The following is a 19,200-nucleotide window of genomic DNA, read 5'->3' as shown; positions in this document are numbered from 1 at the left end:
GTATCAAAAGGATATCAAATAAAGTAAAAGCTATTCAGAGATTTTACCTACACATTGCAAGTTGTCAAATTGTGTGATATCATAAAACGTTCTTAGAAATAGCGCAACAAAAAATATTACTGCATGGCAACGAAGCCAACGATCGCATTTACTCACCTCGGCTGCGAAAAAAATCGCATCGATACCGAACACATGATTGGCTTGCTGGCTCAAGCGGGCTATCAAGTGGATTCTAATGAAGAATTAGCCGATTATGTTGTAGTCAATACTTGTAGTTTTATCCAAGCTGCGCGAGAAGAGTCGGTCCGCACCTTGGTAGAATTGGCAGAAGCTAATAAAAAAGTAGTCATCACCGGCTGCATGGCACAGCATTTTCAGCAGGAATTGCTGGACGAATTGCCCGAAGCAGTCGCAATTGTCGGCACGGGCGACTATCATAAAATCGTCGATGTTATGCAGCAGGTGGAAAAGGGCGATCGAGTTTCCCTCGTCTCCTCAGAACCTACTTACATCGCTGACGAAACTACTCCCCGCTACCGCACAACATCGGAAGGTGTCGCGTATCTGCGAATAGCAGAAGGCTGCGACTATCGCTGTGCATTTTGCATTATCCCGCACTTGCGCGGAAATCAACGATCGCGCACGATCGAATCAATCGTCGCTGAAGCTAAGCAATTGGCATCGGAAGGGGTAAAGGAAATTATCTTAATTTCTCAAATTACCACCAACTACGGCAAAGATATTTATGGCGAACCAAAACTAGCCGAACTGCTTCGCGCTTTGGGTGAAGTAGATGTACCTTGGATTCGGATGCACTACGCCTATCCTACAGGTTTGACTCCGCAAGTTGTCGCAGCCATCCGCGAAACGCCCAACGTTTTGCCGTATTTGGATTTACCCCTGCAACATTCCCATCCCGAAATTCTGCGGGCGATGAATCGGCCTTTTCAAGCTGGGATTAATGATGCTATAGTCGATCGGCTCAAAGCAGCACTTCCCGGCGCCGTGATGCGAACAACTTTTATTGTCGGCTTCCCCGGCGAAACCGACGAACACGCAGCACACTTGCTGGAATTTGTCAAGCGCCACGAATTCGATCACGTAGGAGTTTTCGTATTTTCGCCAGAAGAAGGAACCCCAGCCTTCAGCTTGCCCCAGCAAATACCTGCAGAAATAATGGAAATGCGGCGCAATTCGGTAATGGCGGCACAACAACCTATATCATTGAAGAAGAATCAAGAGTCTGTCGGTCAGGTAGTTGATGTCCTGATAGAACAAGAACAACCAGAGACAGGCGAGTTGATTGGTAGATCCGCTCGGTTTTCCCCAGAAGTAGATGGACTCGTCTACGTCACAGGAGAAGCGCGGCTGGGTTCAATCGTATCTGTGAAAATTACTGGTGCAGATGTCTACGACCTCTACGGTCAAGTCGATTTTAGATTTTAGATTTTAGATTTTAGATTGACTGCACAGACTCATCTGGGAGGTCGATCTTTTGTCTAAAATTGTGGGATCGACCCTCATGAGTTGACGTGGCACTGTATCCGGTGCTGGGCGGGGTCAAGTGTAAGTTTTGCTGGAACTGTCGCGATCGGCGGTGTGGCGAACAAAAACCGGACACCCGCCAAAAATGATTAGCGGATTGTGCAGCAAAAGTAACGGTTTGTACAATATTGTGCAAAGATAGGTAGCAAAGGGTTATAAACCTTTATTAGCCTCTGGCTGCAATCGACGCTCCCCCTCGGGGTGCGGTTATCTCTACAGAACGATCGGAAAATTTTAACGAATTTAATGTTTTGTTTCTGAATGTAAAGAGTTATGATAGTAACAAGCCAGAAATAAGCGGGGATAATTTGAGATTGCTTCGCCGTCCGCCCTACACCACAACGGTATCCCGAAAGAGTGTTGAGATGGATAGGCGGTAACGGTCGCCCCATCCCCCGCTCAATCCCGCAGGCGACGGATTGCGGGATAGCGCCTGAACCAAACAACCTGTTACTACATGAGTAGTGAAGTGGGGCTGGTCATGATCCTCACTATAAAATGCCTAAGAGGGAAAGCTTGCAAGTACCTCAAAGGAAGTCCAATGTCCTGTTTTAAGAATGTTGGAAGCCTATAACCCGACCCCTGGCGGTTGGTATCGGTGATGTCACAAAATCAAAGACGGCTGTCGAATTGGTAAATTTAGTCACCATCGACGGAGCTGCCCTATACTCGATTGCTATTTAAGAAGGTGCGCGCAGGCGCAGCACCATAAAGAACTCTTATGAGTTCCTGCCGCCGAGCAGAAATCCGCATCCGAGTTGGGCAACTTAGAAGGCTAAGACTCGTTATTAGGAGCATTAATGAATTTATTGTTTGAAGGCTTAGGTCTTTCGGAAGAACTCGTTCTCCATCTGGAAACACTAGGCTTTACAGAACCTACTCCCATCCAAGTACAAGCAATTCCGCACTTGCTAGCAGGTCGCGACGTTGTGGGTCAAGCCCAAACAGGGACAGGCAAAACGGCAGCATTCTCGTTGCCCATCTTGGAGCGGATTGATTTAGATGTAACTGCGGTGCAAGCACTGGTGCTGACGCCGACTCGCGAATTGGCGATGCAAGTAACTGAAGCCATCCGTGATTTGAGTGGCATCAGCAACGACGGCCCGGTAAAAGTGGGTCGCTCTCTGCAAGTTCTGACAGTGTACGGGGGTCAATCCATCGATCGTCAAATGCAGCGTTTGAAGCGCGGCGTGCACGTCGTTGTCGGTACACCCGGACGCATATTGGATATGCTCAGCCGTGGCAGCCTGAAACTAGACAAGGTAAAGTGGCTGGTTTTGGATGAAGCTGACGAAATGCTGAGCATGGGCTTTATTCAAGATGTGGAAAAAATCTTGGATGCTGCACCAAAAGAACGTCAAACGGCATTTTTCTCGGCGACGATGGAACCTTCCATTCGGAAATTGGTGGCGCGGCATTTGCACAACCCAGTCAACGTCACCGTAGAACAGCCAAAAGCAACGCCAAAGCGCATCAGCCAAGGCGTGTACATGATTCCCCGCGGCTGGTCGAAGGCAAGAGCCCTACAGCCAATTTTAGAAATGGAAGACCCGGAATCTGCACTGATCTTTGTGCGGACTCGGCAGTCGGCTGCAGAACTCACCAGCCAACTGCAAGCAGCAGGTCACAGCGTTGATGAGTATCACGGTAATTTGAATCAGGCACAGCGGGAACGCTTGCTGCATCGGTTCCGCCAATGTCAGGTGCGCTGGGTAGTGGCGACTGATATTGCGGCGCGGGGTTTGGACGTGGACCACTTGACTCACGTGATTAACTACGATTTGCCCGACAGTGTGGAAAGCTACGTTCACCGGATCGGACGCACGGGCCGGGCAGGCCGCGAAGGAACGGCGATTACGCTGATTCAACCGGTCGATCGCCGCAAACTGCGCTTGATTGAACGCCACGTGCGATCGAGCTTGACGGTGCGAAACATTCCGACACGGGCGCAAATTGAAGCACGTCAGTTGGAAAAGATGCAGGGTAAAGTTCGCGAAGCTTTGGCTGGCGAACGGATGGCATCTTTCTTGCCTCTGGTATCTCAGTTATCCGAGGAGTACGACTCCCACGCGATCGCCGCTGCTGCTTTGCAAATGGCTTTCGATCAAAGCCGTCCTGCTTGGATGGGCGCGGATTACGCTCAACAAGAAGATCCCCCGATTGGTGCAGAAAACAGCGTTAAGCCAATCTTGATCAAAAAGCGGGCTAAGACTGGTGCACCGAGTAATTCTGTACCAGCGCCGACTTTTTCTGGAGCACCGAGTGCTCCTGTTCCCCAGAACAGCTAATTTGTAGGGTGCACAATGTGCACCTTATTTATAATTTTTGTAGAGATGCGATCGCGATCGCACCTCTACTTTTTTTATGGGTGTGAGACTCTATGGGGAATAAAAATCACAAAAAAGCTCTTCGTTCGTTGAACAAGCGGATTGCAGAACATGAAGAAAAGATTAGACTGGAATAGGAGAAGGATTTTCCCGATGAAGGCTTAATCCGGCATTGGGAAAGTGAAATTCGAACTTTTGAGAAAGGAATTCAGCAAGCTTTAAAACGATTGGGTAAATAAAGATGCAAGTTAGCGATCGGACAATTTCTGTAACTAATTCTACACTAAGAACGTTAATTGATGAATTGGGTACTGAGTGTCAAAATGTGATTACTTTAATCCACCAGCTTCAGTTACCTGATTTGAGCGATCGACAAAAAGCTGAAATTCTAGCAGAGTTTCTGAGTGCTGCAATTCATCTCAACGTTCACTGCGGAGAGGATTTTCAGACGCTAGTTGCTGAGGAAATGGGAAAATTGTCGGATGAGGATGAAGAGGATTAAGGAGACGCGGGCGATTCCCTACGGGATAGCTACGCTTCACGCACATTAGGAAAAAGCCCTCCTGTCAACTCACCGAAGAGCTAAAAAAACTCATAAATCAGGAATAAAGTCCTTACTACAAACTTGTGAACCGGGACTTTTGTACTGTTGTTTAATATTTCAGTTTAGCTGCGTGCTCACAATAATCTTTTGCACGCGATCGCCCTTAATTTCCACAATCAAATTAGAAGCCTTTTGGTCATTGCTGTAAGTCAACCGAGTCACTCCACCCTGCACAGATTGCGACCCATAACCGTAAGTTTTAACAACTTTTTGGCTGTTATCTCCTACCTTCACACCATCAATTGTCACGAACTTGGGCTTGGTAGCAGAAATCAAATAAACTTTGCCATCCCATGCAGTTACCGTCAATCCTGAGTAGGTTAGCGTGCGAATCTTGCCGCCGATGACAGGCCCAGCAGGTTTAGTTTCGTCGCGCTGCGGTTTTCCCAACTTACGTTTTGCCTCTTCTACAGCCATCCCCAACCGAACGCCGCCAATCCCCAGGCGCGAATAGTTCAGCGCCGCCGACTTTTGTGTCGCACTGAGCATTCTTTCTAGAGTCGCAACAGTTTGATTCATAGCGGGAACAGGACGAACTAAAGCAGCAAATCCTAAGCTCGAAATTGCGAGATTCATCATGATGCCAGCGAGGGCTGTTGTCACAAATATTTTTACCATTTTTTTATAGCTTTATTTGGCAATGTATTCGTCCGATCGCCTGCTCGATCCGGATTGATACTAATAGGACTTACACCAACACTCGTGGATGCACTGCGCTGCTCTGAAACCGATTTTTTTTACCAACACTACACACAGAAACCCGGTTTTACCCTAAATCTTAGGTTTAACAGTGAGGTATTCAGCCAGAAACTGGGTTTCTAGCGCAACCTAGGTAAGTCCTGACTAATATTTTTTAAGCTTTGAAAACCGTCAATTTCGGGCGAACCGAATTTGCTTCCGCACAAGCTTGCGTCCGCCTGCCGGGACTGAAAGAAAGAATAAAAGAGGTAAATCAGCGGAAATTGCTGTGATATCCTAACAAAAGCCATATCTCGATAAAATTAGCAATTTAGATGACCGCAACAGATTCTACTAAACACCAAAAATCCAAGGCCCTCAAACCGGGTAGCCGCCGCCCCGCTAAAGAACTTTGCAGCGAGTGCGGTTTGTGCGATACATATTACATCCATTATGTCAAGGAATCTTGTGCTTTCTTAACACAGCATATCGCGGAATTAGAAGAAGAGATTCACGGGCGATCGCGCAATCTCGACAATCCCGACGATTGGTATTTCGGAGTCAGTCAAAATATGATGGCGGCTCGGAAAAAAGAGCCGATCGAGGGCGCTCAGTGGACGGGAATTGTCAGCACAATTGCCATTGAAATGCTCGAAAAAGGAATTGTAGAAGGCGTTGTTTGCGTCCAAAATACTAAAGAAGACCGCTTTCAGCCGATGCCGATTATTGCTAGAAATCGCGCCGAAATTTTGGCAGCAAAAGTCAACAAACCCACTCTCTCTCCCAATCTTTCAGTATTAGAACAAATCGAACAATCAGGGATGAAGCGGCTGTTAGTAATTGGCGTCGGCTGTCAAATTCAAGCTTTGCGAACAGTCGAGAAACAACTCGGTTTAGAGAAGCTATACGTTTTGGGAACTCCCTGCGTGGATAATGTCAGCCGTGCAGGCTTGCAGAAATTCCTAGATACGACTAGCAGATCTCCTGAAACAGTGGTTTCTTACGAGTTTATGCAAGACTTTAACGTTCACTTCAAACACGAAGATGGTTCGGAAGAAAAAGTGCCGTTTTTTGGCTTGAATACTAAGGAATTGAAAGATGTTTTTGCTCCTTCTTGTTTGAGCTGTTTTGATTATGTGAATTCTTTAGCAGATTTAGTTGTGGGCTACATGGGCGCACCCTTTGGCTGGCAGTGGATTGTGGTGCGAAATGACACCGGGCAAGAAATGTTAGATTTGGTAACGGATCAGTTAAATACTCAGCCGGTGATGTCTAAGGGAAACCGAAAAGAAGCCGTTCAGCAAAGCATTCCGGCTTATGAAAAAGGAGTGACTTTGCCGATGTGGGCGGCGAAGTTAATGGGAGTATTTATTGAGAGAATTGGGCCGAAGGGCTTGGAATATGCTCGGTTTTCAATTGATTCTCATTTCACTCGCAATTATCTGTACGTGAAGCGCAATTACCCGGAGAAATTAGAGGCTCATGTGCCGGAATATGCTAAGCGGATTGTGGGGCAGTATAAGTTGCCAGATGTGTAAACTTGTAGGGTGCGTCAGTCAGGAGTTGTTGGATTATAGAAAAAATAATGCTAACTGACGCACCCTGATACTCAAGGATAGCCAAAGATAGAAAACAAATGCAATGGGGAACAATCGAATTATGGAATCGCAGAACGTTAACTAGACTGGCTATCCTTACTACGATATTAATTAGTCTGATTAGTGGGATATGGTTGAGTATGATTGCAATGCCAGGGAAAAGCTACAACGGGACAATTCCCCCTTTAACAGCACAGGAAATCTCGCTCCGAGATGCTTTACAGCGCGATGTGGAAAAGCTCTCTGGTGAAATCGGAGAGCGCCACTTTATACAATATCAAAAACTTGGAGAAGCTGCTGACTTTCTCGAAGCATCATTTCAAGCTGCTGGCTATAAAGTTGAACGCCAAGGATATAAAATTGATGATAAATTTTATTATAACATAGAAGTGGAGATTCCAGGTGGAAAAAAGGCAGATGAAATAGTTGTAATTGGAGCACATTATGATTCTGTGGTGGGGAGTCCAGGGGCAAATGATAACGCAACTGGGGCGGCAGGGATTCTGGCTTTAGCGAGAATGTTTGCAGGTAAAAAGCCTGAAAAGACTGTGCGTTTTGTTGAGTTTGTGAATGAGGAACCGCCTTTTTTCTGGACTGCTGATATGGGGAGTTTGGTTTATGCCAAAAGATGCAGAGAGCGTAATGAAAAAATTGTTTCGATGCTCAGTTTAGAAACAATTGGTTATTACTCAGATGCCAAAAACAGCCAGAAATATCCAGCACCCTTAAACCTTTTTTATCCTACATCAGGAAATTTTATCTGATTTATTGGCAATACATCCTCAAGTAAACTGGTTAGAGAGGCGATCGCATCTTTCCGCCGCCATGCTGAATTTCCCTCGGAAGGTGCAGCAATTCCGGGTGGCATTCCTGGTGTTGGTTGGTCAGATCAATGGTCTTTTTGGCAACATGGTTATCCAGGGGTGATGGTGACAGATACTGCTCCCTATCGCTATCCTTACTATCACACGGCGCAAGATACACCCGATAAGGTTGATTGGGAACGGACAGCGAAGGTGATAGCTGGATTGGAGAAAGTTGTGACAGATTTGGTGAGAGTTGATATTAATTAGTTGCGTAGGCTGCCCAGCGGGGAAATATCCTCGCTCGGCACAGAATATCAGGCAAAAGAACGCACCTAAAAATTAGTATAAGTTGCCTGAGTGAGCTGATTCAGAGAGTTGGTAATAGATGTTTTGCAGGGACACGCTAAGGCAGTGTCTTTGTTTTATACAGTTGGGCAAATGAGAGGTAGAAGATTATGACACTCATAGTTGCACAGAAACACAGGAATTTACAAAAGTCGATCGCACTTACTTGTTGTGTGCTTCTAGCATTATCTGGAAGTGGACTATCTGCCAAGGCAGCAGAAACGCGATCGGGAAACAACGGACGAACATTTGCCGATTGGTGTCGCCAAAAAGCTGATTTGAGTCCAGAAGCTAAACATACAGTTGAGGTTCTGCTGCAGAAAGCTGAGACTACTGAGTGCGATGCAGCCGATCGGAAACTTTTGACTCTCACGGAACTCTTCCTCTCCAACAATAAAATCAGCGACCTCAAACCCTTACAATCTTTGACTAACCTGAATCGTCTCTCCCTCAGCGATAATCAAATCAGCGACCTCAAACCTTTGCAATCCTTGACTAACCTGAATTGGCTCACGCTAGGAAACAATCAAATCAGCGACCTCAAACCTTTGCAATCCTTGACTAACCTAACTACGCTCGCGCTCGGAAACAATCAAATCAGCGACATCAAACCGCTAGAATCCTTGACTAGCCTGAGAGAGCTCGAACTCCACAACAATCTTCTGGGCGACATCAAACCCTTACAATCTTTGACTAACCTGACTGCGCTCTCCCTCCACACCAATAAAATCAGCGACATCAAACCCTTACAATCTTTGACTAACGTGCCTCAACTCGACCTCAGCGACAATAAAATCAGCGACATTAAACCGCTCGAATCCTTGACTAACCTGATTACGCTCGGCCTCAGCGACAATAAAATCAGCGACATTAAACCGCTCGAATCCTTGACTAACCTGACTGCGCTCGAGCTCAGAGGCAATAAAATCAGCGACATTAAACCGCTCGAATCCTTGACTAACCTGAGCATTCTCGTCCTCAGCGGAAATCTTCTGGGCGACATTAAACCGCTCGAATCCTTGACTAACCTGAGCATTCTCGTCCTCAACGACAATCAAATCAGCGACATCAAACCGCTCGAATCCTTGACTAACCTTACTGGGCTCTTCCTCGATACAAATCTTGTGGGCGACATCAAACCGCTCGAATCCTTGACTAACCTGACTTTTCTCAGCCTCAGCAACAATAAAATCAGCGACATCCAACCCTTGGAATCTTTGAGTAACCTGAGCATTCTCGACCTCAAGGGAAATCCGATCGCTCCCAAAACTTGCCCTCTCAAACCAGAGTCTATCTGTAAGTGGGAACCCTGAAATTAAATGCTCAAACTTTGCAGTTGTGGAAATTAGAGGTACAAGATGATGGCACTCATAGTTGCACACAAACACATGAAGTTACCAAAGTCGATCGCACTTACTTGTTGTGTGCTTCTAGCATTACCTGGAAATGGAGTGTCGGCGAAAGCAGCAGAAGTCCGATCGGGAAACAAAACATTTGCTGAATGGTGCCGCGACAAAGATTCTTTGAGTCCCGAAGCTAAACATACTGTTGATATGCTGTTAAAAATAGCAGGAACTACTGAGTGCGATGAGGGCGATCGCCAACTTTCTAGTATCACAGGAATTAGCTTTACGAAGCAAGGGATCAGCGACATCAAACCGCTAGCATCCTTAACTAACCTGAAGGTTCTCCGGCTCATCGACTGTTCTATCAGCGACATCAAACCGCTAGCATCCTTGACTAACCTGACTTTGCTCAACCTCGACAACAATCAAATCAGCGACATCAAACCGCTAGCATCCTTGACTAACCTGACTTTGCTCAACATCGGGAACAATCAGATCCGCGACATCAAACCGCTAGCATCCTTGACTAACCTGACTGAAATCGTCCTCATTGAAAATCAAATTAGTGACATCAAACCGCTAGCATCCTTGACTAACCTGAAAGGAATTTTCCTCCGCAGCAATCAGATTGACGACATCAAGCCACTAGCATCTTTGACTAACCTGGAAGGGATCGATCTCGCTGGCAATCAAATTAGTGACATCAAACCGCTAGCATCTTTGATGAAACTGACTTTTATCGACCTCAGCAGCAATCAGATTAGTGACATCAAATCACTAGCATCCTTGACTAACCTAGAAGGGATTAACCTTAGCTCGAATCAAATCGGTGATATCAAACCGTTAGCATCCTTGACTAACCTGGAAGGGCTATCACTTAACAAGAATGAGATCGCTGACCTTAAACCGCTAGAATTCTTGACTAAACTGGAGATTCTCTGGCTCAACAACAATCAAATCGTTGATATCAAACCGCTTGCATCCTTGACTAAGCTGACTTTGCTCTCACTCGAAAACAATCAAATCGGCGACATCAAACCGCTAGCATCTTTCACTAAACTGACTGAACTCTACCTCAGCGGAAATCCGATCGCTCCCAAAACTTGCCCTCTCAAACCAGAGTCTATCTGTAAGTGGGAGCCACAAACTCAACCATAAAACTTTACAGTGACGCCTGATCGCACTTAAATATTTGAGTTACAAAGGATAAATTTGCTCTTCATCAGAAAAACCCGATCGCCCTTATTGACTAAAAGCGATCGCACACCAACATCCTCCTACAAATCAGCAGCGTGCTGCTTCAATTCATCCAAAGAAACGTATTCCAAAGTCAAGGCGTGAGTCGCAGCCAAAACCACAGGCGGCGCAACTCCTGCATCCATTGCTTCCTTCCACCGAGAAGCGCACAAACACCAGCAATCCCCAGGCTTCAAACCGGGAAAGTTAAATTCGGGAACCGGGGTGCTCAGATCATTTCCATTCGATTTAGTGAATTGCAAAAACTCTTCTGTCAGTTGAGCACAAACAGTGTGAGCCCCAAAGTCGCCACCACCTGTATTGCATTTGCCGTCTCGATAATAGCCCGTCATCGGCGACGTGCAGCAAGTCTCTAACTTTCCGCCCACCACATTTGTAGCTTCCGTCACCATCGCCACTCCTCCGTAAAACTCTTCGATCTAATTTTACACAAATCGTTGTTTATATATTTTTTTCCATGACAAAGTTGATTAGTTTTTGTCCTCTGCGTTCTACTTCTTGTTTTTTGATCGCAATAAATCCCTGGCTTTCAAAAAAAGGTCGAGCTGTAATGCTGGCTTCGGTAAATAACTTGTTAATGCCTAAGTCTTGGGCTTTTGACTCAATTTGTTTTAAAATTAGCCTGCCAACTCCTTGCCTTTGAAAATCTTGATGACAGTAAAAGCGATCGATATGGCCGCTTGCTTCTAATTCCCCAAAACCTGCAATTTGATCGCCCTCTTCTGCTACGAAAGTAAATTTACTGCTTAAACTTTTAGTCCAACTTTCGATATCCATATCTGCTGGTGCCCAAGCCTCTACTTGTGCTTGTGTGTAATCGCGGATGTTTACTTCGTGTACCGTGTCGTAAAAAAGTTTTACAATTTGTTGCGTATCACCGATTTCGTAGGTTCGTATTCTCATAAAGAGTCTCCGCTGTTAATTAGATTGTGTGCCTCGATCGCCCTCACTCTCAAAGATAATCCGATCGGGTGATTTCCCGACTTTGCTAAATGAGCTACAAGTAATTTAAAAGAAGTGAAAGGGGAAGGTGTGGGGGAAATTAATCTGTTATGGTGAAAATCATTTAATCTTTCCTTTTTTTTCATAAGCTAACTGCCGGCTCTAAAAGTATGGACTTTCGGACTTTAAGTAGAGACCACGTTCTCACCCACATTTGGGGTCGAGTCAATCATCCCGAAGTTTTGGCTTTGCCTTTGCCAGATATGCTTTGCTGCCAAAGTGAAGATATAGATTTTTTTCAAGAGCAACTCGCTGAGACTCTCTTAGAAAATTATAGCTTAATTACGGTTTATCAATATATTTTTTTACAAGCTTTAAAGCAGGAAATAAATTCGATGGGGTTTGAGCTCCGCCGCTTTTTATCGGGTTCTACCGAGGTGCTGTTTGAATCTCACCCTAATTCTCTAATCCTTCAAAAAAAGATGCTGGCAAGTTTGCTGTTTATTATTCCCAATAAGGAAGTTTGGGAAGGCTACAAAGTGCCGGAGCAAATTCAAGCGGCGCATTATATTTATAACTGTCTGGTTCGTAATTCTGATGACTTGTTAACTGCGGACGAATGCCAGGAATTAGTGAAGGCGATCGCCTCATTGCTGCTGCGGTAATTGCTAGAAAAGTAGGTTTGTAGTTGCGCTTGGGTACTCCGGAGTGCCCAAGCGCAACTACGAACCTTTTTTAAGGTACAAGTTGGGTAACTTCTGTGTTACTCTCCCAGGCAAATTCCCAAGCTGCGGGCAATTTTCACCAGAGTAGAAGGGGGTTCCACGGCTCTGTATTTGGCGATCGCATCTTCCAATGGTACGGTGTCGTAAAACAGTTTTACAATTTGTTGGGTATTACCGATTTTGTAGGTTCGTACTTTCATAAATTATCTCACTGCGATCGCTTCTTTGATATTAATTGGGGATTTTAAGCGCTTCGGAACGCGGATGGATGTTGGCTTTTACCATTTTGTCTCATTTCTGGCAGGGCGATCGGCCAAAAAATTCTTCCCTACCCCTTGACAAACTCTACGACTCTGTGGTCTAGTAAATATAACGACTGTTCGATATAGATCTATCCTACCCGCTAACCAAAAAAATCAATTTTGTAGTGATTGATACTATATCGCACGTTCGATATAGAATTATCAGACCAATAAATTTTAGACTTTAGATAATCTAAAATCTAAAATCTATTCACCCATGCCAAAAATAGTTGACCGCGATCGATACCGTAAAGAACTACTAAACAAATGCTTTGACATATTTGCCGAAAAAGGTTACTCATCAGTAACTATGCGGGAAATTGGGTCAGAAATCGGAGTTTCTACAGGAACCCTTTATCACTACTTCCCGAGTAAAGAAAGTTTGTTCGAGCAGTTAATTGAATACTTGAGCTATGAAGATACAAAAGAAGAAGCAATTTCCGAACTGGGAAATCCGCCAACTTTAGCAGAAAAAGTTGAAAAACTGATGGATTACTTCAGCAAAAATGAAGATTACATCCTGAAAAGTCTGTTAATGATATTTGAGTTTTGCCAACAAAAAACTCGTCAAGAGATTGACAGCAATCAAGCACTTCAGGAATCGGGAAAGCGTTACGAAGAGGCACTCAGTTGCTACTTAGGTATCTCTGAGCCAGCAATCGCTAGATTTATCATCTGTTATGCTGACGGTTTGCTGGTAAGAAGGTTTTATCAAGGTGAAAGAATATCTGTTGCAGAACAATGGACTTTATTAAAAGAGATGTTGCTCGCTTATTTAGAAAAAAAATAGCTGCAAGTAGAGGACAAGTATGAATTTTCAATCTTGGATAGAACCTAAAAATAGATTAGTAATCGGAATGGCAATTGCTGCCAGCATCATTACCAGCGGTACAGCTTTTTACGGGATTTCTCAGTTTGTACCGTTGGCTCAAAATACGGAATCTTTGTCAGCGGAAATACCGCCAGTGAGGAAAATAACAGCATTGGGAAGATTGGAACCGCAAGGAGAAGTGGTTCGCTTGGGAGTATCGCAAACTTTAGATGGCGATCGCATTTCCCAGCTTTTAGTCAAAGAGGGCGATCGAGTCAAAGCAGGACAACTAATCGCGATTTTGGATGCGCGCGATCGCCTGCAATCTGTTTTAGATGAAGCTCAAGAGAAAGTCAAAGTTGCTCGATCGCGTTTAGCACAAGTAAAAGCTGGTGCAAAGTCGGGAGAACTTGCTGCACAATCTGCCACGATTGGCAAGCTAGAAGCGGAACTGCAAGGCAACAAAGCTGCACAACAAGCAACAGTCGATCGCCTGCAAGCACAATGGCAAGGCGACAGAACCGCACAGCAGGCAACTATCAGCCGAATCAGGGCCCAGTGGCAAGGGGAGAAAAAAGCACAACAGGCAACAATTAGCCGAATAGCGGCACAATGGCAAGGAGAAAAAACTGCACAAATAGCAGCGATAGACAAATTGCAAGCCGAGTTTAATAATGCTAAAACTGAAGATTTCCGACATCAGCAACTCGCGGGTGAAGGTGCAGTTTCTCAATCCGTAAGAGATACTAAGCGGCTGGCATTAGAAACAAGTCGCCAACAAATTAAAGAAGCACAAGCTAATCTCAGCCGAATTAATAATACGGCAAAGCAGCAACTTGAAGAAGCGCAAGCAAACCTCGATCGCATTAACAATACAGCCAAACAGCAAATTAACGAAGCAGAAGCAAACCTAACTCGCATTAACAGTACATCAATCCAGCAGCTTAACGAAGCTCAATCAACACTCAAACGCATTCGAGAAACTGGAATCGCACAACTAGAAGAAGCGAAATCAACTCTTGACAAAATAGCCGAAGTGCGCCCCGTGGACGTGCAAGCAGCCGAAGCTGAGATCGAAAGTGCGATCGCCCAAGTGAAGCGCGCCCAAACCGAGTTAAATCAAGCTTCCATCCGCACGCCCAATGCTGGAAAAATCCTGAAAATTCATACTCGCGCTGGCGAAAAAATTAGCGATGACGGCATTGCAGACTTAGGAAAAACTGACCAAATGGTAGTCGTTGCGGAAATTTATCAAACCGACATCAGCAAAATTAAGCTGGGACAAAAAGCAGCGGTTATTAGCCAAGCATTCTCAGGAGAGTTGCAGGGAACTGTTAAAGAAATTGCGTTAAAAGTAAGTAAACAAAATGTGTTTAGTAACCAACCAGGAGAAAACTTGGATAGCCGAGTAGTAGAAGTAAAAATTCACCTGAATCCTGAAGCTAGCAAACAAGTTGCGGGATTGACCAATTTGCAGGTACAAGTAGCAATTAAACAAAACTAAAGTCTTTACTAAAAACCTTGGAGGATTGAAAGTTATGGCAGAATTTGGCCCCGACCCGAACCGACCTTATCCGATGGCAGACCAGCGCAGGGTTTGCTTTATCAAAAACTTCATAAAATCCCCCAATATTATCGCCGGCGATTACTCATATTATGACGATCCAATCGACCCAGAAAACTTTGAAAAAAATGTACTTTACAATTACGGCAGTGACAAATTAATTATTGGTAAATTTTGTGCGATCGCCACTAACGTCAAATTCATCATGAGCGGTGCCAATCACAAATTAGACGGCATTTCTACCTATCCTTTTCCCATTTTTAAGAATGGTTGGGAAACCGCCATGAATCTATTAATCGAACTGCCAAGTAAAGGCGATACAGTCATCGGCAATGATGTCTGGATTGGTTACGAATCGATGATTATGCCTGGAGTTAAAATCGGCGACGGTGCAATTATTGCCGCTAAATCTGTTGTCGTAAAAGATGTCCCCGCTTACACAGTTGTCGGTGGAAATCCCGCAGGTTTAATTAAGCAGCGTTTCAGCGATGCTGAAGTTGCACAACTATTAGAAATTCGGTGGTGGGATTGGGAAATTGACAAGATTTCTCGCAACATTAACTTAATTATGCAATCTGATATTAAAGCGCTCACTAATGCTGAGTAAACTCGCAAATATAGCGATTTAAAATTAACAACCTGGAGGTTTTCCCATGCTTCAAATTGCATACTTAGTTCTCTGTATTCTTGGCACTGCTTTACCCTATTCCCAGTTTGTCCCGTTTCTCTTAGAAAAAGGGTTGAATATTAACGCTTTCTTCGGACAATTGTTTGCAAATCAAATATCCGGCTTTTTTGGTATGGATGTAATCGTCTCTGCCGTGGTTTTTTTGTTTTTTGTATTTAGCGAAGGTTCGCGTCTGAAAATGAAAAACTTGTGGATTTATATTGCCACTTTAGTGGTTGGTGTTTCCCTAGGTTTGCCTTTATTTCTCCTAATGCGGCAACGCAAAATTGAAGAAACATCTTCATAATCACCGATTATTATTCGTTACCAGACTGTGGCTGCTAACGAGTAAAAAATCCCAATGCCCAATGCCCAATTCCCAATGCCCAATGCCCAATTCCCAATGCCCAATTCCCAAAATTTATGTTTCGCAAAACACCCCTTGCATGGTTGCAAGTAACTAGAGAAAAAACCCGCCTCGCTGTTGCTATTGCAGGAATTGCCTTTGCAGATATTCTGATTTTTGTGCAACTGGGATTTCAAGATGCACTCTTCGATTCTGCCGTTAAGCCCCACCAAAGTTTACAGACAGATTTAGTTTTAATCAATCCTCAATTTGAAACTTTTGCTGCGGTAAAAGACTTCAAGCGAGAGCGACTTTACCAAGCACAAGGAGTAGAAGGAGTAAAATCCGTCACTTCCTTATATATTGGTATGGGAAAGTGGCGAAATCCCACAACCCGGACTACTCGATCGATTTTAATTTTTGGAATCGACCCCGGAAACATAACATTTAATTTGCCTGATGTCAATGAAAAATTGCCTCAAATTCAAATGTTTAATCATGTGTTATTTGACCAAGCGTCTCGACCTGAATACGGCGAAATTGCGAATATTTTCAACAAAGAATCTACTCTCGAAACGGAACTAAATGAACGCAATATTCAAGTAGGAGGAGTTTTTACTCTCGGTACTTCCTTCGTCGCAGATGGCAATGTCATTGCCAGCGATTCTACATTTATGAACTTATTTCCCGATCGCACGCCCGATCAAGTTGATGTCGGCTTAATCAACCTACAACCCGATGCCGATATCAAAAAAACCCAGTCAATGCTCAAAGCTATATTGCCCGATGATGTCAAAGTTTTAACCCTAGCAGAATTTGCAGAAATTGAAAAAGTTTATTGGGCAAATGCTACTCCGATCGGCTTTATTTTCGGATTCGGTACAATTATCGGATTCGTTGTTGGTCTGATTATTGTTTACCAAATTCTTTACTCGGACGTTTCCGATCACTTAGCGGAATATGCGACTTTAAAAGCAATGGGATATAGCGATCGCTATTTAGTCGGAGTCTTAATTCAGGAAGCTCTGCTATTAGCTGTATTAGGTTTTATGCCGGGAATTGTTTTAGCCAACGGACTGTATTCCCTCGCACAATCTGCCACTTTACTGCCAATTGCAATGACAACAAATCGAGCGGTTGTAGTGTTAAGTTTGACGATCGTGATGTGTACCGGTTCCGGCGCCCTCGCCCTCCGCAAACTCCAATCAGCCGACCCCGCAGACATCTTCTAATCTGGGTTCATCAGCGTCAATCTGCCTGCATCGGCGGTCAAAAAAACTCCCCAAAATCACCATGCAAACCCTAAATTTTCCCGCTAACCAAACTACCGCAACCGAACCAGTAATTTCAGTCCAAAACCTCAACCATTACTTCGGTCAAGGCTCTCTCAAAAAACAAGCCTTATTTGACATAAATCTCGACATCAACCCCGGAGAAATAGTCATTATGACGGGGCCCTCTGGTTCCGGCAAAACAACTTTATTGACAATGTTAGGAGGGCTGCGTTCGGCTCAAGAAGGCAGTCTCAAAATTCTTGGGCAAGAAATACACGGAGCTAGCAAAACTCAGTTAACTAAACTCAGAAAGCAAATTGGCTATATTTTTCAAGCACATAACTTGATGACATTCTTGACAGCCAAGCAAAACGTGCGAATGTCTTTGGAACTGCACACAGAAATGCTAAATCAGAATATGGATGCTTTGTCAATAGCTATGTTAGAAGCAGTGGGTTTGGGAGAGCGGGCTAATTATTACCCCGAAAATTTGTCGGGAGGACAAAAACAAAGAGTTGCGATCGCCCGGGCGTTAGTCAGCCGCCCTAAAATAGTATTAGCAGACGAACCTACCGCTGCTTTAGACAAAAAATCCGGGCGAGATGTTGTAGAAATTATGCAAAGACTAGCAAAAGAGCAAGGTTGCACGATTTTGCTAGTCACGCACGACAACCGCATTCTCGATATTGCCGATCGAATTATCTACATGGAAGACGGCCGTTTGGCAACAAATCCGCGTCTGGTAATTAGTGATTAGTCACTTTATTTGCTGGGCCCACAGCCTCGATCGCATCCTCAAGAGCGATCGATACATGAGTCCAATGAGTCCCCCCCTGACAAAAAGCCACGTAAGGCTCCCGCAGAGGCCCGTCAGCCGAAAATTCCGACGTACTCCCATCAATAAAAGTACCCCCAGCCATCACTAACTGACTTTCATAGCCGTGCATCGGAGCCGGCACCGGATCTAAATAGGAACCGACGGGGGAATTTTGCTGAACCGCGCGACAAAAAGCAATTAACTTATCAGCAGAACCGAATTCGATCGCCTGAATCACATCTCGTCTTCTCGCCAAAGGCATAGGATTCACTCGATAACCCAGCTTATAAAAAACATAAGCCGTCAAATGATTGCCCTTCATCGCCTCCCCCACACAACCCGGAGCCATAAACAAACCCTGAAACAGCAAGCGATTCAAATCAAAAGTTGCGCCGCCGCTGCTGCCAATTCCTGGCGCCGTCAAGCGACAAGTTGCCGCCTCCACTAAATCAGCCCTGCCAGCGACGTAACCTCCTGCAGGGACGATCGTACCCCCCGGATTTTTGATCAAAGAACCAGCCATCAGATCCGCACCGACAGCAGTAGGTTCACAATCATCAACAAACTCCCCGTAACAATTATCAACAAAGCAAATTGTGTTAGGATTCTGATGTTTGACTATGGCGACGATTTTTTCAATCTCAGAAATAGACAAACTCGACCGCCAAGAATAGCCGCAAGAGCGCTGGATAAAAACCAGGCGAGTCTTTGCTGAAATAGTAGAGCTCAATGCCTGCCAATCCAAACTTCCTTCGCGAGTTAGAGGCAACTGACGGTAACTAATGCCAAACTCAAGCAGTGAACCTTGACCTTGCCCCCGCAAGCCGATCACTTCTTCTAAAGTATCGTAGGGAGAACCAGCCACTGCCAACATTTCGTCACCAGGACGCAGGATGCCAAAAAGAGCACAGGCGATCGCGTGAGTACCCGAAACAAACTGTACCCGGACAGCCGCAGCCTGGGCCCCTACCACTTCGGCAAACACCCCGTCCAAAGTCTCCCGACCCAAATCATCGTGGCCGTAACCCGTAACCCCTGCAAAATGGTGGACTCCAACCCGGTGGCTGCGAAAAGCTTTTAAGACTCGTTGAAGATTTTGCTTGACTGTAGTGTCAATACCAGAAAAAATCTGAAAGAGTGCCTGTTCTGCTTCCTGTAGCCGTGAAACGCTATTCATCTATACCTCGCTCACCAGTTGCGTGCGCGCTGTTCATTATGGCGTAGATGCGGCCCGTAGTTTGTAAAC

18 protein-coding genes and 1 pseudogene are annotated in these 19,200 nt (G+C 44.9%); 14 read left to right on the top strand and 5 right to left on the bottom strand.

Translation table 11 applies throughout. The features are described from left to right. The first annotated feature begins 123 nt into the window (after window positions 1–123). The 3 genes from rimO to QUB77_RS01620 all read left to right on the top strand — a co-directional run bounded on the left by rimO (window position 124) and on the right by QUB77_RS01620 (window position 4,374). Window positions 124–1,446 (top strand): 30S ribosomal protein S12 methylthiotransferase RimO, encoded by a 1,323-nt coding sequence (rimO, locus tag QUB77_RS01630; RefSeq protein WP_333169886.1) that lies wholly within the window; start codon window positions 124–126, stop codon window positions 1,444–1,446. Between the two features lie 899 nt (window positions 1,447–2,345). After that, window positions 2,346–3,833, top strand: coding sequence for a DEAD/DEAH box helicase (locus QUB77_RS01625; RefSeq protein WP_333169885.1), 1,488 nt, complete (start codon window positions 2,346–2,348; stop codon window positions 3,831–3,833). 280 nt (window positions 3,834–4,113) lie between these two features. Then, entirely contained in the window at window positions 4,114–4,374 is a 261-nt protein-coding gene (locus QUB77_RS01620) for a hypothetical protein (RefSeq protein ID WP_333169884.1), read from the top strand. A 159-nt stretch (window positions 4,375–4,533) separates the two neighbouring features. Here the strand turns inward: QUB77_RS01620 and QUB77_RS01615 are convergent, their stop codons facing one another. After that, window positions 4,534–5,079, bottom strand: a complete 546-nt coding sequence (locus QUB77_RS01615; RefSeq protein ID WP_333169882.1) for a hypothetical protein — start codon at window positions 5,077–5,079, stop codon at window positions 4,534–4,536. A 410-nt stretch (window positions 5,080–5,489) separates the two neighbouring features. On the opposite strand from QUB77_RS01615, the gene QUB77_RS01610 reads away from it, so the two are divergent. The 4 genes and pseudogenes from QUB77_RS01610 (at window position 5,490) to QUB77_RS01595 (ending at window position 10,407) form a co-directional block, all read left to right on the top strand. Next, entirely contained in the window at window positions 5,490–6,692 is a 1,203-nt protein-coding gene (locus QUB77_RS01610) for a Coenzyme F420 hydrogenase/dehydrogenase, beta subunit C-terminal domain (RefSeq protein WP_333169881.1), read from the top strand. A gap of 98 nt (window positions 6,693–6,790) precedes the next feature. After that, a pseudogene (locus QUB77_RS01605) lies at window positions 6,791–7,825 on the top strand (M28 family peptidase). 188 nt (window positions 7,826–8,013) lie between these two features. Further along, a complete protein-coding gene (locus QUB77_RS01600) occupies window positions 8,014–9,216 on the top strand; it encodes a leucine-rich repeat domain-containing protein (protein WP_333169879.1) in 1,203 nt (400 codons plus the stop codon). 45 nt (window positions 9,217–9,261) lie between these two features. Then, the gene (locus QUB77_RS01595; RefSeq protein WP_333322800.1) at window positions 9,262–10,407 is read left to right on the top strand and encodes a leucine-rich repeat protein; all 1,146 of its coding nucleotides are present in this window, start codon (window positions 9,262–9,264) and stop codon (window positions 10,405–10,407) included. 119 nt (window positions 10,408–10,526) lie between these two features. Here the strand turns inward: QUB77_RS01595 and QUB77_RS01590 are convergent, their stop codons facing one another. Both QUB77_RS01590 and QUB77_RS01585 read right to left on the bottom strand, forming a co-directional pair. Beyond that, complete coding sequence (locus QUB77_RS01590; RefSeq protein ID WP_333169875.1) at window positions 10,527–10,898, bottom strand: DUF2237 domain-containing protein; 372 nt, start codon at window positions 10,896–10,898, stop codon at window positions 10,527–10,529. Between the two features lie 49 nt (window positions 10,899–10,947). Next, complete coding sequence (locus tag QUB77_RS01585) at window positions 10,948–11,409, bottom strand: GNAT family N-acetyltransferase (protein WP_333169874.1); 462 nt, start codon at window positions 11,407–11,409, stop codon at window positions 10,948–10,950. Window positions 11,410–11,618: 209 nt separating this feature from the next. Here QUB77_RS01585 and QUB77_RS01580 point away from each other — a divergent pair, with 209 nt between their 5' ends. Continuing rightward, entirely contained in the window at window positions 11,619–12,113 is a 495-nt protein-coding gene (locus tag QUB77_RS01580) for a hypothetical protein (protein WP_333169872.1), read from the top strand. A 98-nt stretch (window positions 12,114–12,211) separates the two neighbouring features. Here the strand turns inward: QUB77_RS01580 and QUB77_RS01575 are convergent, their stop codons facing one another. Further along, window positions 12,212–12,373 carry a hypothetical protein gene (locus tag QUB77_RS01575; RefSeq protein WP_333169871.1) on the bottom strand — a complete coding sequence of 54 codons (162 nt, stop codon included), beginning with the start codon at window positions 12,371–12,373 and terminating at the stop codon, window positions 12,212–12,214. A gap of 319 nt (window positions 12,374–12,692) precedes the next feature. Here QUB77_RS01575 and QUB77_RS01570 point away from each other — a divergent pair, with 319 nt between their 5' ends. From QUB77_RS01570 to QUB77_RS01545, 6 genes are all read left to right on the top strand, one after another. After that, window positions 12,693–13,265 (top strand): TetR/AcrR family transcriptional regulator, encoded by a 573-nt coding sequence (locus QUB77_RS01570; protein WP_333169868.1) that lies wholly within the window; start codon window positions 12,693–12,695, stop codon window positions 13,263–13,265. Between the two features lie 19 nt (window positions 13,266–13,284). Beyond that, a complete protein-coding gene (locus tag QUB77_RS01565; RefSeq protein WP_333169866.1) occupies window positions 13,285–14,790 on the top strand; it encodes an HlyD family efflux transporter periplasmic adaptor subunit in 1,506 nt (501 codons plus the stop codon). A gap of 34 nt (window positions 14,791–14,824) precedes the next feature. After that, window positions 14,825–15,457 (top strand): Vat family streptogramin A O-acetyltransferase, encoded by a 633-nt coding sequence (locus tag QUB77_RS01560; RefSeq protein WP_333169864.1) that lies wholly within the window; start codon window positions 14,825–14,827, stop codon window positions 15,455–15,457. Between the two features lie 46 nt (window positions 15,458–15,503). Beyond that, complete coding sequence (locus QUB77_RS01555; RefSeq protein WP_333169862.1) at window positions 15,504–15,824, top strand: DUF2834 domain-containing protein; 321 nt, start codon at window positions 15,504–15,506, stop codon at window positions 15,822–15,824. Between the two features lie 116 nt (window positions 15,825–15,940). Continuing rightward, a complete protein-coding gene (gene devC, locus QUB77_RS01550; RefSeq protein WP_333169860.1) occupies window positions 15,941–17,095 on the top strand; it encodes an ABC transporter permease DevC in 1,155 nt (384 codons plus the stop codon). 61 nt (window positions 17,096–17,156) lie between these two features. Then, on the top strand, window positions 17,157–17,894 hold the full coding sequence (locus QUB77_RS01545) for a DevA family ABC transporter ATP-binding protein (protein WP_333169858.1): 738 nt from the start codon (window positions 17,157–17,159) through the stop codon (window positions 17,892–17,894). Here QUB77_RS01545 and QUB77_RS01540 read toward each other — a convergent pair. Next, entirely contained in the window at window positions 17,884–19,131 is a 1,248-nt protein-coding gene (locus tag QUB77_RS01540) for a methionine gamma-lyase family protein (RefSeq protein ID WP_333079313.1), read from the bottom strand. The two genes, QUB77_RS01545 and QUB77_RS01540, sit on opposite strands and share 11 nt — an antisense overlap. Between the last annotated feature and the right edge of the window lie 69 nt (window positions 19,132–19,200).

The organism is Microcoleus sp. AT9b-C3, from assembly GCF_036705485.1.
In the GTDB taxonomy this organism is placed as follows: Bacteria; Cyanobacteriota; Cyanobacteriia; order Cyanobacteriales; family Microcoleaceae; genus Microcoleus.
Note: the sequence above shows the minus strand (reverse complement) of the source record. Positions and strands in the feature narration are given on the sequence as shown.